General features: G+C 52.1%; 9 protein-coding genes and 1 pseudogene. 2 read left to right on the top strand and 8 right to left on the bottom strand.

All coding sequences use genetic code 11. The annotated features are described in order from the left end of the window. Window positions 1-721 precede the first annotated feature (721 nt). Window positions 722-5,620, top strand: a complete 4,899-nt coding sequence (locus H6750_16190) for a DUF11 domain-containing protein (protein MCB9775847.1) — start codon at window positions 722-724, stop codon at window positions 5,618-5,620. Between the two features lie 855 nt (window positions 5,621-6,475). On the opposite strand, the gene H6750_16195 is transcribed toward H6750_16190, so the two are convergent. The 3 genes from H6750_16195 to H6750_16205 form a co-directional block, all read right to left on the bottom strand. Next, window positions 6,476-6,787, bottom strand: a complete 312-nt coding sequence (locus H6750_16195) for a type II toxin-antitoxin system RelE/ParE family toxin (GenBank protein MCB9775848.1) — start codon at window positions 6,785-6,787, stop codon at window positions 6,476-6,478. Then, window positions 6,777-6,977, bottom strand: coding sequence for a hypothetical protein (locus tag H6750_16200; protein ID MCB9775849.1), 201 nt, complete (start codon window positions 6,975-6,977; stop codon window positions 6,777-6,779). The genes H6750_16195 and H6750_16200 overlap by 11 nt, the downstream gene beginning before the upstream one ends. A 152-nt stretch (window positions 6,978-7,129) precedes the next feature. Further along, window positions 7,130-7,309 (bottom strand): hypothetical protein, encoded by a 180-nt coding sequence (locus H6750_16205; GenBank protein ID MCB9775850.1) that lies wholly within the window; start codon window positions 7,307-7,309, stop codon window positions 7,130-7,132. 1,037 nt (window positions 7,310-8,346) lie between these two features. Here H6750_16205 and H6750_16210 point away from each other — a divergent pair. After that, window positions 8,347-9,603: pseudogene (locus tag H6750_16210) on the top strand (IS5 family transposase). A 182-nt stretch (window positions 9,604-9,785) separates the two neighbouring features. On the opposite strand, the gene H6750_16215 reads toward H6750_16210, so the two are convergent. The 5 genes from H6750_16215 to H6750_16235 all read right to left on the bottom strand — a co-directional run bounded on the left by H6750_16215 (window position 9,786) and on the right by H6750_16235 (window position 15,988). Continuing rightward, window positions 9,786-10,772, bottom strand: a complete 987-nt coding sequence (locus H6750_16215) for a dipeptide ABC transporter ATP-binding protein (GenBank protein ID MCB9775851.1) — start codon at window positions 10,770-10,772, stop codon at window positions 9,786-9,788. Between the two features lie 72 nt (window positions 10,773-10,844). Beyond that, complete coding sequence (locus tag H6750_16220) at window positions 10,845-11,831, bottom strand: ABC transporter ATP-binding protein (GenBank protein ID MCB9775852.1); 987 nt, start codon at window positions 11,829-11,831, stop codon at window positions 10,845-10,847. Continuing rightward, a complete protein-coding gene (locus H6750_16225) occupies window positions 11,832-12,824 on the bottom strand; it encodes an ABC transporter permease (GenBank protein ID MCB9775853.1) in 993 nt (330 codons plus the stop codon). It abuts the gene before it with no gap. 28 nt (window positions 12,825-12,852) lie between these two features. Continuing rightward, window positions 12,853-13,815: an ABC transporter permease gene (locus H6750_16230; GenBank protein MCB9775854.1), complete on the bottom strand. Its 963-nt coding sequence runs from the start codon at window positions 13,813-13,815 to the stop codon at window positions 12,853-12,855. 28 nt (window positions 13,816-13,843) lie between these two features. Further along, window positions 13,844-15,988 carry a peptide ABC transporter substrate-binding protein gene (locus H6750_16235; protein ID MCB9775855.1) on the bottom strand — a complete coding sequence of 715 codons (2,145 nt, stop codon included), beginning with the start codon at window positions 15,986-15,988 and terminating at the stop codon, window positions 13,844-13,846. Window positions 15,989-16,004 lie beyond the last annotated feature (16 nt).

Consider the following 16,004-nt stretch of genomic DNA (forward strand, 5'->3'; position numbering starts at 1 on the left):
TTACTACCGCTACGGGCTTTTCTCTAAAAAACTCAACCGCAACATCGCGACCCTTTCTGAGGGTTCCAATCCTTCATAGAAAGCCTGGCTCATTCCAGGAGTTTCCGTCTCAATTTGAAGATGATCCCCCCTAAACAAACAGGGAAAAACTGCAATCCACGCAGCAAAACATTCATTCAGGCAGCCAAATTACACGGAGGAAATCATGGTCGAATTCATTATGAATGGGTTAATTTTTTAGGGAGCAATGGACCAATGCGATCTCCCATGGAAGTAATCGCCTTATTGCACTCTAACCAGTGAAAGTAAGAAGCCGTTCATCTCTGGCGCATCATGTATTAGAATACGCCTTTTTAATTCATCAATTCCCTACTTTTCTGAGACTCATACATGAAGGTGGAACACAGTCTTGATTTTATTCAACCAAAGAGTTAAAGACTCTTCAGGCAAGCGATTGGCCCTTCCCCAATGAATGGGGGCGCAATTGAAAAGGGATGTTCGGGTTCTCGATAACACGAGAACAAGAGTCTCATGGATGAGCGTGGGAGAACAGGAGGTTCCTGTTCCCCCACGCTTTTTTTTGGCCGATGGGATCATCCAAATCAACAGGCACTTTCATCATGAAAATTATTAGGCAGAGCCCGTTAGGGTATCATCATATTTTCATTCATAATTTTTCATTATTTTCATGATGGCTTCATCGAACGAAAGGGTACATCGCATGTCACATGCCCCCCACACAAACCAGAAGGCCAGATGTCTTTCATGGATGTATGCTCTCACGCTGATCATGCTGCTATTGAGCATTGGGTTGACGACACTTCCTAATGTGGCGCAGGCAGCCATCGCATTACAGGTAGAGGTAAATCCAAATCCGGCCTTAGCCGGCGAACTCTTGAACGTACAGTTAACCGTGACCAATAACGGCGGGACCGCAAGCGGGAACGTGACGCTTTCTTTTGTTTATCCGGCAGGCCTCAATAGCATTTCTGATCTTTCACAAGAATTCCCAGGAGATTGCATTAGTGTCACATGTGATTCAGGAGAAACAGTTACGTTTACCGTTGGGGCACTGCCAGCCGGAAAAGGAAAAACAATTTCCTTCCGTCCCCGAATTGCGAATAGCATCACATCTGGAACGATTATTAGGTTCAATGTCGATGCTCTCGAGAACTCAGTTATTCAAAAAACTATCAACCGCGCTATTTCTGTAACCGCCAATCGAATTCTAAATCTTGTTGTCGCGGAGAGCCATGACCCAGTTGCCGTTGACGATGCACTCACATTTACGTTGGACTTCGGGGTCTCGGCATCCAGTGCGGGTTCGCCCAATGCTAAAATAAGCTTTCCGTTGCCGCCTGGCACCACATTCCAGTCCGCCACGCAAGGAGGAACCCTCGTGAACAATAACCGAGTGGACTGGTCGCTGGGGAGCTTAAATCCCGGTGAGAGCGGTCAGCGGAGTCTGACAGTGACAGTGAATGCGGGTGTCACCAATGGCACAATTCTGGCCAGTGAATCGGTGATTTCGGATTCTGCCACCCCTGCGAATCAAACAAGCATACTCACCACCACAAAAGTGCAGGCTCCAGCGTTATTGGATTTACGCGTCACTGCAACTCCAAACCCGGTTATGGTCGGCGAGCTTATTGACCTCGAGCTGACCGTGACCAATCTTGATACCGTGAATCGTTCAGGTATCGCCGTGTCGCTTAAATGGCCTGATGAATTCGCCTCCTTAGGGGAGGATTTATTTTCCGGCGATTGCGTCAGCGTTGGTTGCGACCCTGGTGAGGTGGCCATTTTTACCGTGGGCACACTCGCTATTGGCCAAGGTTTGACGTTTTCGGTGCCTCCTCGAGTGGCCTCTGGCATCTCCGATGGCCGACTTGTCAGAATCGAGGCTTCGGCAACGGATGCTTCCGGAGATATGATTGGGGCCTCAACCAGTTTGCGGGTTCGTAACACCCGAGATCGAGATCTGCGCATGGCCGTCGATCGGGATCCGGTCATGCCGGGACAAAATATGACCTACACGATCAGCTACGGAATCCTAAGTAGCGGAGCCGGTTCGCCCAATGCCAAGTTGAGTCTAAAATTACCGGAGGGCACCTCCTTCGTGTCAGCAAGCGACGGTGGCCTGGTCAACAATAGTGCGGTTGAGTGGGCGCTCGGACCGCTTAACCCAGGCGAAGGCGGCTTGCGCACGGCAGTCCTCGTGGCGAGTGGAAGCTTGTTGCCTGGCACGAATATTCTGGCTGAGTCATTGTTCACTGATACGATAAACCCGTCGAACGAAATCCGGGCCAGTAAGGTGACTCAGGTGAAAAATGAGGTCCCGCTTGAACTGGAAATTACCACCAATGCCGACCCGGCCAAACCCGGACAATTACTCGACATCGAAATTATCTTGGCCAATCCAACTGTCCTGAACAGATCCAACGTCTCGGTCACACTTGAATATCCATCAAACCTGGACAGTTTGTCCGAATCCCTAATGGAGGGCGATTGTATTAGTGTTTCATGCGATCCAAGCGAAACCATGACCTTTAACGTCGGTATTCTTGCCGGAGGCAAAGGGAAAAGTTTTTCATTGCCTGTCAGGATAGCCACTCCGACTCTTGCCGGTCGCCTCATCGATTTTCAAGCGGAAATTACCGACAGCACCGGCATACAGATACGCCGGAATGTCGTGGTGCGTGTGGACAGTTCCTCCACCCTGCAATTGGCGCTTGAAGACAATATCGATCCAGCGGTTCCTGGTGAAATAATTGAATACCGTCTTGCGTATGGAGAACTGGATACAGGGGGCAGTGTGCCAAACGCACAGATACAATTGGTGCTTCCTCCTGAAATGACCTTTGTAAGTGCAACAGGAGGGGGAACGGAGAGTGGGGGGACTGTGACCTGGAATCTTGGGGGATTGAACCCGGGCGACGGTGGGCGACAAACCGTGCTGGCCCAAGTTAGTGCGAGTGTTGAGCAAGGAACCATTCTGAATGCCCAAGCCCGTTTTTCAAACGGTGCCACGCCAAACACCATCTTGATAGCCGGTCAAGCGACTCGAGTGGAACCTGCCTCACCGCTTAACCTCCAAGTTGTCGCCAATCCTAACCCGGCCTTACCCGGAGAAATCCTTGACGTAGAAGTTTCGGTGGCCAACCGAAGTGCTTTGAGTCGTTCTGGCGTTGTGCTTCGACTGGAATACGTGGATGGCTTATCAAGCCTGAGCGAATCCCTTATTGAGTTAGGAGACTGTATTAGCATTTCCTGCGATCCGCAGGAACGCATAATATTCAATATCGGCGCCTTGGCGGCCGGTACGGGGAAATCTTTTTCTGTGCCCGCTCAAGTTGTGACGAACAGCGCCAGCGGGAGAGTGCTCGCCTTTCGGGCTGACCTGACCGATAGTACCGGCGATCTCATTCGTAGCGCCGACACGCTGGTCATTGATTCCTCCCGGGAATTGCAATTGGCCCTGAGCGAAAATCACGATCCCGTGGCGCCGGGAGAGACGTTTACCTACACACTCACACTTGCCGCGCTGGAGCCGGGTCTTGGCGCGGCCAACGGAACTCTGCGCCTGCAAGTGCCAGCGAGAGTCACGCTGAACTCAGCCAGCAATGGCGGGACTATCAGCGGAGATACCGTGAGTTGGGCCATCAGCGGTCTGAATGCCGGCGAAGGTGCCATACGCACAGCCACAGTCCAACTGTCCGCCTCCGCTGAGCTGGGTTCATTGCTTCGCGCGAACGCTGAATTGGAAGATGGCGTGACTCCTCCAAGCCCAACCAGAATTTCCTCGGTGGCGCGAGTGCAAAATGCTCTGCCTTTAACCCTGTCGGTCTCGACAAATCCCAATCCCGCTGATCCAGGTGAACTGCTGGATATCGACTTTTCGGTTGGAAATTCAGGGACGTTGAGCCGAACAGGGGTGAAGTTGGTTCTGGAGTATCCGTCAGGGTTGAATTCCCTTTCCACCTCCGGGCTTTCCGGGACTTGTCCGGGCAGCACTTGCGAATCTCCAGAACGACTTATCTTCAGCCTGGGGACCTTAACGGCTGGCCAACATACGACAGTATCCATACCACCGACCGTGGCACGCAACACGCCGAACGGTACCGTCATTAAATTCGATGCGTTTTTGACTGATAGCACTGGTGCTGTGCGGGAAAGCAGCGCAGAAATATTTGTCGGACGGGTCATCGCCAATGATGTCCTTCTGACTGTCACAAAAGCGGGCACGGGAAGTGGCACCGTCACCAGCAGTCCGGCCGGCATTACTTGTGATTCGGACTGCACGGAATTGTATCCCCCAGGGACAGCCGTACTCTTAACGCCAACAGCCGGTGCAGGCTCTATTTTTTCCGGTTGGAGTGGTGGGGGCTGTAGTGGAGCAGGTTCCTGCACTGTCACTCCAACAAGTGATGTGACGGTTGTCGCAACGTTTTCTCTGCTTCCACCACCTCCTCCTGGTCAAGTGACCCTGCAAGTCATCCCCACCGGCAGGGGGAGCGGCACAGTGACCAGCAGACCGGCCGGGATTACTTGCGGAACGGACTGCTCGGAATTTCTTTCCAGTGGCACGGGGGTGACATTGACCGCCGTCGCCAATTCCGGGTCCATCTTTCTTGGCTGGAATGGCGGAGGGTGCAGCGGCACCGATCCTTGCGTCCTCACGCTCACGGCAAATACGACCGTATCGGCGGTCTTTGCCAACCCATCCGTTATGGAGACCAGGAATGATCTGGATGGCGACGGCCGGGCGGATCTCCTCTGGCGCAACACTAAGAATGGTAGCACGGCGATCTGGTTGCTGGATGGGTCGGGTATTGCCGCATCCGGCTTCCCGGGCGGTGTGCCACTCGCGTGGCAAGTCGCGGGAATCGGCGATGTGAATGGTGATGGCAAGGCGGATGTCATCTGGCGTCATAGCACAAGCGCCACCGTGGCCATCTGGCAGATGAATGGGGTAACCATTACTTCCGTGGGTTTTCCTGCCAGTGTGCCCAGGGTTTGGGACCTGCAAGCCATTGGAGATGTCAACGGCGATGGCAAGGCCGACATGATCTGGCGCAATTCGAATGATGGCAACACGGTGATCTGGTTGATGAATGGGACGAGAATTGCCGCTTCAGGATTTTTGGGTAAAGTTTCGCTCACCTGGCAGCTCGCGGGAGCAGGCGATGTAAACGGCGATGGAAAGGCGGATCTCATTTGGCGCAATGGCACGAGCAACGCGGTGGCCGTATGGGTGATGAACGGGTTAATAAGAACGTCCGTGGGCTTTCCAGGCAGCGGTTCGTCAGATTTTCAGGTCGCGGGGGTGGGTGATGTCAACGGCGATGGTAAAGGGGACCTCGTGTGGCGCAATTCCAAAAACGGAGAAGTGTTGGTGTGGTTGCTGAATGGAACCATAATTGCGTCATTGGGCTCTCTTGGTGGATTGCCGTCGGAATGGCAGATTGTGCAAGTGGCCGACACAGATGGCGACGGCATAAATGATGTTTTCTGGCGCAACAACGTCAGTGGGCAAGTGGCGGTATGGAAGATGAATGGGTTGAGTCTTCCCGACACCGTTTTTCCCGGAAAAGCATCGACCGACTGGGAGATTCAATAGATCAGGATGGGTGTTCGGTCCCGGATGTTTCCGCAACGGGACCGAATAGGCGCAAAAGGACTCATTTACGGATAAAGATTTCAGAAGGCCTTGATCTACCCTTTACCAATGGAGAAAGCGAGGTTTTCTGGAAAAATCAACCAGGAGTCCTTGCAAAATCTTTCAATTGAAGAAAAGCGGAGTCAGTATAGCCATGACTCAAAAGCCTCGGTAGTAAGATAATAAAGAAATCTCAGGATGCCTTAACCGATTCCCAAAAATGCTCTGAAGAGATAGTGAGCTCGAGCACTTGCGATCAATTGCAAATTGTAGGGAGGCCGTAATGTATGATGACCCGGTGAGTAAGGCCACACCAAATCATCAAGAGTTCGTTCAATTCCTGGACAGAACAATTGATTGTTTTACAAAACGGGAGGTTTAGTAGACAGGAGCCCGGTTACACCAAAGGTTGAATTAAGGATCCAGGTGGCACCAGACCTGGTGGCCTTTTTCGGGAGGACCGATGTGAGTCAACTGGGTTCTACTGTTTTGCAAACATGCATCACTTCGAGACATCGGCATGTTTTACGGATTGCCTGCCTTGCCTGATTATCCCTTGGTTTGGTATGGCGAAAGCTACCGAACCGCCTTTCTTTGCTGAAGCCATGGCCTACGTGACTAATCTGGACGAGAACTGAGATCTATTTCTTCTGGAGGTCGGAAAGCTGGTGGTATCTGTGAGCAGTGGTACGGCATTTGGACACGACTTGAGAAAATACTATTTGGTTCTTGTTCTATCTGCTATTGTGGTGGCTGCTCTGTGGTGATGTGTCATGGCGTTCCGGTTTACCCAAGCCCCACCCTAGGGATTGTCGTTTAACCCACATCCCAAGGCTTCACCTTTTTCGATGCCAAATCCCGGCTCCCGTGAAGGATAGTCACGATGAAAACCCCGCCCGCCTGGATTCTGTAGATGATCCGATAGCCCTGATAGATCAGCTCTCGCACATCGTCACGACTCTCCGCCTCAGGGACGGGACGGCCAATCTTCGGATAGTCTACCAGCTTTTCGACCGAGGCGATGATCCGCTCGATAAAGCGCCTGGCATAATAGGGTGAGTCCTTAGCGATGTATGCCTTCAGATCCCGGAGATCGGTTCGGGCCCGGAAGGACCACTCAATCACCACGCCCCAGCAGCTCGGCCTTAACTTGGTCATGGGGGACGGTTCGGCCAGCCTCAATATCACCCAACCCTTCCTCCATCTTCTGCTTCACATAGAGTTCATACATAATGTCATCCCAGGTAGCCTGCTCCGGCAGGTGATCGATGATCTTTCGGGCAGCCTCTTTTGCGCTTGGCATTGTTATGCCCTCCATAAGTGTATGAGTTTAATTTCCTCCAGAGATTCAACACTTGGCTTCATGCAGAATGAGCAACCTCAGCGTGACCTTCTTGGCGTAGTAGCTTGAGTCGTGGGCGATAAAGTCATGGATGGCGCGCAGGTCGGCCTTGGCCGGATCCGACCAACTCACCATGCATCGATCTCGCGCGTTAACGCCTCGCTTGTCGTGGCACAGCCCTGATCCACAGCCTCCTGCCCTTTCCTAGTCTTATCCAGCACATAGAGCCGGTACATGATCTCATCCATATCACAGTCATCTGGCAATTTGCCAATGCTCTTCAGGGCCTCCTGTTTGGCGAATTGCATGGTCATAGTCCTCCAAATGGTTAGGCGTTGAGGGCCTTGTTGTCGAGTCCAGTCGGCACCGTCTTCCTAAGCCATGGGACGATATTGGAATCGATCATTCTTAAACCACCAATGACGACAAACCCAATCCCTTCTACCTGAGCGGAATCGACGCGTTGAATTATATCAAAACCCCCTTCATACAACTACGCAAGTTCATGTTGAGAAGGTGGAGCAGTCTATTTTTATGAGTTGAGGTCGAGCGATGATACCAGGCTTGCTCTCAAAAAATCGGCTATCCGAATTGTCCGTGACACCCTGTAAGCCATTCCTTTGACGCATCCCCTTCCCAATGATGGTTATGGTGTGATTGTCAAACATGTGGTTCGTTCCCGCGCATGCTGTCAACCCTCTATCTTTCTCAGGCGGCTACCGGGTTTTTTCTGTAAGGCGGTATCACAAAGCCAGCGATGAGCTTCCTCAGTCCACCTTATTTCTGCCATGTGCGAATACGGCGCTCCATGTCTTCGTTGGATATAACCCGCTCATTGCGAGAATCTACAAGACCGGGCTCGATCGTCCTCCCAAAAGCGAGTTCCCTCATGATTTCCTCACACGTCGCATTTTCAGGTTGAGACTGGAATAATTTGGTCATTTTTTCTTTAACGTTTGACTCCCCTTTAACAGAGGTATAGGCCTCGTGATCATACTGACCGCCATAGCAAACGAACCCTGTCCGCAAACTTCTGCCTGATTGTCGTATTGATTTATAGAATTGTCAACGCTATCCACTACGCAGTGAGCGCATGCTATGCGGACGGTCCCGTTTGGTTATAGCAAAAAGTGATGAATCACTAAGCCAGCGAATAAGTTGGACATCGCATACCTTTTCCCTCACGATTTAAAACAAAAGTAGATGATCCACGCTTGGCCATGGCTATTTAGTCGTCCCTGAAAAAATCAGGATCTTCTGTGTTGTATGGGGTTTTCCTTATGTTGGTTGTGTGGTACAACCACCAGAAATTTCTTGCGGCTCTTCATTTTCTGGAGGATTGTGCATGCAGCCTGTCGACTCTCCGCTCCCCCCGCAGGAAGATCTCTTTCACTAGCAACTGGATAATTTGTTGAATAGTCGTCACGAACTGCTTCGGCTTGCCCAGCAGATTCCCTGGGCGCCATGTGTCGAGCGATTTGGCCCGTTGTATGCGGACCGAGGCCGCCCTGGCTTACCGATTCGCTTGTTGGTGGGACTGCAGTACTTGAAACACCTGTATGTCTTGCCGATTGATCCCTCACAGATGACCCGCTTCCGGCAGCGGATTGGGGAGGGCGGCTGTGAGTGGTTGCTCCAGTTGACGATTGAGGTCGGGCTGGCGACGAAGACGATTCAGACCGCCCATTTGCGCCAGGTCAGTGTGGATACGACGGTCCAGCCCAAGGCCGTCGCGTTTCCCACGGATGCGCGCTTGTACCTGAAAGGTCTCCGCACATTGGTCCGGGAAGCGAAACGCGCCGGGCTCGTGTTGCGCCAGAGCTACACGCGGCTCGCCGCGCAGGCGTTTCTCCAGCATGGGCGCTATGCCAAAGCCAAGCAGATGAAACGGGCGCGCCGCATGCAGAAGAAGCTGAAGGTGTATCTGGGCCGCGTGTATCGGGATGTGAAGCGCAAACTGACCACCCTTCCTGAACTCCAGGCAAATTTCCAGAATCTTCTCTCCCGCCTCGATCGGCTTCTCTCGCAACAACGGCAGGATAAGCAGAAACTCTACAGCGTGCATGCTCCGGAGGTGGAATGTTTGGCCAAAGGCAAAGCGCACAAACCCTATGAGTTTGGAGTGAAAGTGAGTGTCGCCACAACCCAGACCAGGAATTTTATTGTGGGAATGCAGGCGCTGGCTGGCACGCCCTATGATGGCCACACGCTGGTCGGGCAATTGGAGCAAGTTAAGCGCCTGACGGGGCAGATTCCCAGTCGCTGTGTGGTCGATCAAGGCTATCGCGGCCATGGGATCGAGCCGTCTCAGACAGAAATCCTCATCAGTCGACAGCGGCGATCGCTCACGTGGGCACTCAAACGCGTGCTACGCCGGCGCAATGCGATCGAACCCATCATTGGACATATGAAGGAGGATGGGTGGCTCGGACGGAATCATTTGAAAGGGAACCTCGGGGACAAACTGAACGCCCTGCTCTGTGGCGTAGGACAGAACCTGCGAGCCATTCTCAGGCACCTGAGAATTTTTTGGCTTCAGTTTGTGATGAGGCAGGAGACGCTGAGTAGAGTCTCGATGCACATTGTTTTTTATCCTGCCTGAAAAACGACTTTTTCAGGGACGACTATTTAACCTGGGCACAGATCCTTCGCCGGGGGCTCAGGATGACCCGTTGAGTGAGGCCACACCAAATCATCACGGATTCGTCCAATGCCTGAACAGAGAAATTGAATTTTTTACAAAACGGGAGGTTGGTAGATAGGAGTCGGTTGCGCCGGCCTTGATTAAGAATACAAATGGCACCAGACCTGGTGGCCTTTTTCGGGAGGACCGATTTGCGTCAATTTCGGCTCCACTGTTTTGCAGACATCCATCACTTCTGGGCAGCGGGGATGGAACCGGCAGCCGGCGGGAGGATGTAAGGGGGACGGGACATCGCCGGGAAGGATAATGCGTTTGGGTGGGGCTGTCGGATCGGGAACCGGATTGGCGGAGAGCAATGCCTGGGTGTAGGGATGTTTGGGAGTGGCAAAGAGATCTTCCGCAGGGGCAACCTCCGCGAACTTGCCCACATACATGACCGCGATCCGGTCGGCGAGATACTGCACCACATTGAGATCATGCGTGATGAACAAATAGGAGAGGTGAAATTCCTGCTGGAGATCGCGAAGCAGGTTCAGGATTTGCGCTTGAATGGAGACATCCAGTGCTGATACCGCTTCATCGCAGACGATGAATTTTGGATTGAGCGCAAGGGCACGCGCAATGCCGACCCGCTGGCGTTGGCCGCCTGAGAATTCATGCGGATACCGTGACTGATGCTCCGGCCGCAACCCCACACGAATAAACAACTGATTCACTTGATCCTGCAAATCCTGGCCTTTGGCGATGTCGTGAATTTTGAGCGGCTCCGCCACAATGGCTCCGATGGTCATGCGGGGATTGAGTGAGCTGTACGGGTCCTGAAAAATGATTTGCATCCGTCGGCGGGTCTTCCGTAACTCCCGGGGGGTGAGGGTCAACACGTTTTTCCCCTCGAACATTACCTCCCCTGCGGTCGGCTCCATGAGACGGAGAATACTTCGTCCCACCGTGGTTTTGCCGCACCCCGACTCCCCGACCAGGCCCAACGTTTCTCCCTGTTTCAGATGGAAGGTGACATCATCGACCGCCTGGACCCATGCCGACACACGGGAAAAGAGCCCGCTCCGAACGGGGAAATATTTCTTCAATCCTGTGACTTGAAGTAGGGATGTTGTAGATTCAGTCATGGGTAACAACGAAATCTTACAGTGGGATAAAGGATGTTTTCACAACAGAATTGGGCATAAAGATCCATACCCTTATGTCTCTTTTTTGTCATACAACCAGCACACGGTTTCATGCGACTCCCCTATTTGCACCGTGGGTGGGGGTTGAAGAGGACAATGATCCATCACGTCCGGACAGCGTGAAGAAAAATGACACCCCACCGGATACTGTAAAGGGGACGGCACCGTTCCTGGAATCGCTTCCAGCCTGGCCTGACGCTCCCCCGGTCGAGGCAGCGATTTTAGAAGCGCGCTCGTATAGGGATGACTGGGATTCCCAAATAATTCCTTTACGGTTGCCCGTTCGGCAATTTTGCTCGCATACATGACAATGACATCCTGGGCAAATTGTGCAACCACTCCCAAATTGTGAGTAATCAGGAGAATCGCCATACCCATATCCTTTTGGAGCGCGGAGAGCAGATCCAGAATTTGCGCTTGTATGGTCACATCCAGGGCGGTGGTCGGTTCGTCAGCAATCAACAAATCAGGTTGACAGGCAAGGGCCATGGCGATCATCACGCGTTGCTTCATCCCGCCCGACATTTCATGCGGGTATTGATCGAGGCGGCGCTCGGGAGCTGAAATGCGGACTTTATCCAACAGGCTGATCACTTCTTTCCGAATGTCGCGATCCGAGAGGGTGGTATGAATTTTCAGAACCTCACCGATCTGATCGCCGATCGACATCACGGGATTCAGGGAAGTCATGGGTTCCTGAAAGACCATCCCGATGGACTTTCCCCGTATCCGGCGCATGTCCTTTTCCGTTAGATCCAACAGGCTCTGGCCTTTGAAACGAATTGTGCCGCCAATTACCCGCCCGGGAGAAGCGATCAGTCGCATGATCGATAAGGCCGCCACGGATTTTCCGCAACCGGACTCTCCCACTAAGGCCAGCGTCTGCCCGCCCTGAATGGAAAAGCTTACGTCATCGACGGCTTTGATTTCTCCCTTGTCGGTGAAAAAAGAGGTCCGGAGATTGGACACCTGTAAGAGTGGGTGTACGCGAGATTCCATCTACCGGCTTCGCAGTTTCGGATTTAAGGCCTCACGCAGGCCTTCTCCAACAAGGTTAAAGGCCAGCACCACCAGAAAAATTGCCAGGCCCGGGATAAAGAATAACCACGGCGCATCGAACACAAACCCTTTACCATCCGATAAAATATTTCCCCATGTGGCATAAGGCGGAGGCACTCCAAACCCTAAAAAGCTTAACCCTGACTCCGTCAAAATGGCGGAGGCCACCCCAATCGTCGCGGACACAAAGACCGGCGCCAGGGCATTGGGCACCATATGACGGAAAATAATTCGGCCCTCCGGGATCCCTAAGGCTTTAGCTGCAGTCACATAGTCCTGCTCACGGATGGACAAAAACTCCGCCCGCACAAATCGGGCCGTCCCCATCCAGCTAAATAATCCAATAATGATCATGATGGTATAAATGCTCGGCGGGAGCAGAGCCACGGCCGTAAGAATGAGGAAAAATGTCGGGAAGCACATCATGGCATCGGTAAACCGCATGATCAGCGTATCGACCGTGATAAACCATAATTTCACGTGCCCGTAAAAACCGGACAGTCCGCCTAACAAAATGCCGATACCCAGGGAAATTCCGACAGCCACAAATCCAATGGATAAAGACACAAACGAACCCTGGAACATTCGGGCAAACACGTCACGTCCCAATTCATCCGTGCCCATGAGATAGACACCGCCAAACGGCCTGTCCTCCGGAAGGCTATCGGGAGAAGGCACAGACAGCGGGGGAAGGAATTTATCGGTCAGTCGTACAGCTTCGGGATCGAACACCACCCACCATTCGGTCAGCACTTTTCCGGATAACGCCATCAACAGAAGCAGCACGAGGACCCAAAAACCGAAGAGGGCCTGGTAGTCCTTGGTAAAGATGCGAAGAAATTCTTCCCAGGGCGTTTCCTGCGGAGCCAGACCTTCCACATCGAGGGAGGCCAAACCGGCTTTTTGTGGAGTCTCGGCCTGCGCGTGCTTCATGAAGAAATCGTTCCTCCGGTTCTCCTGATCAATCCAGGCGGATCCTGGGATCCACCACCGCATAGAGAATATCCGAAATCAATGTACCCAATAAGGTCAGCACTGCGGCGATAAAGTTGAGCGTCATGATAATAGGAAAGTCCCTTGAAAGAATGGCTTCATAGGCTAACCGTCCCAACCCCGGCCAGGCAAAAATCTGCTCGAAGATCACAGCCCCGCCAATCAACCCGGGGAGCAGAAGGCCGAACATGGTCACAAACGGTAATAGAGCATTCCCCAACGCATGGCCATAAATCACGGTATCTTCCTGAAGGCCTTTTGCCCTGGCGGTCCGGACATAGTCCTGTCCCAACACCTCTAACATCTGAGAGCGGACATAGCGAGACAGCACCGCGATCCCGCCGATCGCGGTCATGACGGATGGAATGACCAAATGCCAGATACGATCCATTAATTGATAGGCGGGCTGCGCATGCTCCATTCCGAAAGTTTTGATACTGATCACCGGAACCCCTAACCATCCTACTACCCACAAAATGGCTAAAAACGACAGAAAAAACCCCGGAACCGAAATAAGCGCATACGACGAAAACACGGTCAGCCGGTCATACAGTCCGCCTCGAAAGACCGCCCCGTAAATCCCGGCCGGGAAGGCCCATGTCCACACCAGAATCGTGGCCAGAATAAATAAAGGCAAGGAATTCAGAAATCGATCCCAAATCTTAGGGAGGACCGGTTGGCTGTCCTTGAACGACTTGAGTTCCCCCGAAGCCAGGTCCCTTATCCAATAAGCATATTGCATGTAGAGCGGGTCATCTAAATGAAAAGCCGCGCGAATCTTGGCGATATCTTCCGGTTTCATCCGTGGATTCATGGGATCCACTTCACTGGGTTCCCCTGGAGCCAGATGAATAAAGGAATGGGCCAGAAAAGAGACAATAACCAACAGAACCAATCGTTGAGCAACATTACGAATAATAAAATTCCACATAGCGATCAGCCGTCAAATTATGTCGTCGTTACCCATCAAGGGAAAATTTCGGCGTGAATTCGAGCTTCCGCCATTTATGGAAATAAAACGTGATATCCCCGCTTTTGGTGGGATAAATCTTTTTGAACTGTTCCTTCCCATCCGGCCCTTTTTCGACCAGCACAATTTTCTTATCCAGGACCCGCGTACTCAACGGGGCATAGAGAAAGGTATAGGGTTGGTCCTCATGAATCAACCGATGAAGCTCGTGCGTTAATTGCTCTTGTCGATCTCTATTGTATTCCTGGCGGATCCGGACAATGAGCGCGTCAGCGCGCGGGTTGTTGTACCCCACAAAATTTAATTGTTGCGGCCCGGCCTGACTGGAATGCCAAATCTGATAGAGATCGGGATCGATGCCCATGCTCCAGCCCAACACAACCGCATCAAAGTCTCCGGTATTCACAAAATCGTTCAAAAACACGGCCCATTCAAAGACCTGTGTATTCACTTTAACACCGATCTTTTTCCAGGCGTTCTGCGCGATGGTCATCAAATTTTTTCTGATAGGGTTCCCGTTATTCGTAATGAGGTTAAACTCAAAAATCTTCCCATCTTTTTCGAGCCACCCGTCCCTATTCATTTTCCATCCGGCATTCTCGAAAATCGCAACGGCTCCTTGAGGGTCGTAAGGAAGAGGTTGGATTGTCTGATCATACCATTCGGTATTTCGGGGATAGGGCCCGGTCGTCCGTTCGCCTTCTCCATACACAAGATAGGTGATGATCTCGTCAACATTAATCGCCATCCCCAGAGCTGTCCTGATCTTCGGATCCGCAAATAACGGTTTTCGGTTGTTATAACCAATATAGGTGTAGGCAAATCCCAGGCTGCTAAACCATTGGTAGCTTGGATCGTTTTTATACCGGTCAACCTGATGAGGCTGAGCCGCATAGAAATCGACCGCGCCCGTACGAAATTCCACTTCTTGTGTGAACAGTTCGGGAATGATGCGCATATAATATTCATGATATTCAGCGGGCCCTTCCCAATAGTCCTCATACCGTCGAAGATGAATAAATTCATCTCCCTGCCATTCGACAAACTCAAAGCGCCCGCTGCCGATGGGGTGTCGATTAAACAGACTCTCTCGCATCCCGAATGTCTTTTGAGCCTCCTCCGACAATCCGCGCTCTTGTTTTTCACGGGCTAAGGCCTCGGCATTGAGAAGATGCTCGGGGAGGATCCCCATCGTCCACGCATTGATGGCCGGGGAATAGAGGCGTTTATAGACAATTTGTATGGTGGAGGGATCCAGAATATTCACGGTTTTAATCGGCTCGAAGTCCGGAGTCCGTGGAGACAAATTTTTTGGATTCATAATGGATTCATAGGTAAACTTCACATCTCCGGCGTCGAGGACATGCCCATCGTGGAACTTCACACCCTGGCGAAGATGGAACAGGATGGTGGGATTATGCTCGCCCACGGGAAGAATATCAGGGAATTTGGCCCGCAGGGGTTCCTCCAACTCCTTGGAAACCGGTTCTTGAGGATGAATGAATGCGTCATAAGGAAAGTGCTCAAAGTACCGCTCCCCGAGAACCGGCGTTAAGCGGTCAAATAAATCCTGGTCCACTTCCGAGAGGGTAAATGCCACTCGTTCCGGTACGTCAATGGTCACGGAGAGCTCTTTGAGCTGAGGTGTGCCTTCCGCATTGGGCACCAAGAGTGAGACGGGTTCCGATCGTTGCCCGGAAGGCAATAATTCAATGGATTGCACCCTCTCCTGCAACCCCTCAATGGTTCCAGCCTTCCAAGCCTCATGAATCTTCCGGAAAAGCTCACTCCCTGTCACTTCCGATCCATCCGGAAAGCGGTGATGCGGGTTAACCAGGAGATAGGCTTGTTCCGTAATCTGCCAATCGGTGGCCAATCGGCCCCGAAGCTTCAAGTCTTCGTCCAAATCCAGCAACCCCTCAAACACGTGGCTCACAATATTGGAGCTGGCAGAATCCGCGTTCAAGATAGGATTGAGAATTTTGGCATCCCCGCTGGACGCCTCAATATAGGTGACCAAACGATCCGGATTACCGGCAGCCTGGTGTTCGTAGGTAGGAACCCAAAAATAGGATTGCAGCAAAAAAAGGACAAGAGTCAACGGGATGAACAGCAAAAGACGTTTGACAAACATAGAGGTCTACATCAAC

This window comes from Nitrospiraceae bacterium (assembly GCA_020632595.1).
Lineage (GTDB): Bacteria > Nitrospirota > Nitrospiria > Nitrospirales > UBA8639 > Nitrospira_E.

Excerpts from the sequence above, each read along its gene's own strand:
- H6750_16215 (MCB9775851.1), bottom strand. The coding sequence starts at position 10,772 with ATGACTGAATCTACAACATCCCTACTTCAAGTCACAGGATTGAAGAAA.
- H6750_16230 (MCB9775854.1), bottom strand. The coding sequence starts at position 13,815 with ATGTGGAATTTTATTATTCGTAATGTTGCTCAACGATTGGTTCTGTTG.
- H6750_16190 (MCB9775847.1), top strand. The coding sequence starts at position 722 with ATGTCACATGCCCCCCACACAAACCAGAAGGCCAGATGTCTTTCATGG.
- H6750_16200 (MCB9775849.1), bottom strand. The coding sequence starts at position 6,977 with ATGGAGGGCATAACAATGCCAAGCGCAAAAGAGGCTGCCCGAAAGATC.
- H6750_16220 (MCB9775852.1), bottom strand. The coding sequence starts at position 11,831 with ATGGAATCTCGCGTACACCCACTCTTACAGGTGTCCAATCTCCGGACC.
- H6750_16235 (MCB9775855.1), bottom strand. The coding sequence starts at position 15,988 with ATGTTTGTCAAACGTCTTTTGCTGTTCATCCCGTTGACTCTTGTCCTT.
- H6750_16225 (MCB9775853.1), bottom strand. The coding sequence starts at position 12,824 with ATGAAGCACGCGCAGGCCGAGACTCCACAAAAAGCCGGTTTGGCCTCC.
- H6750_16205 (MCB9775850.1), bottom strand. The coding sequence starts at position 7,309 with ATGCAATTCGCCAAACAGGAGGCCCTGAAGAGCATTGGCAAATTGCCA.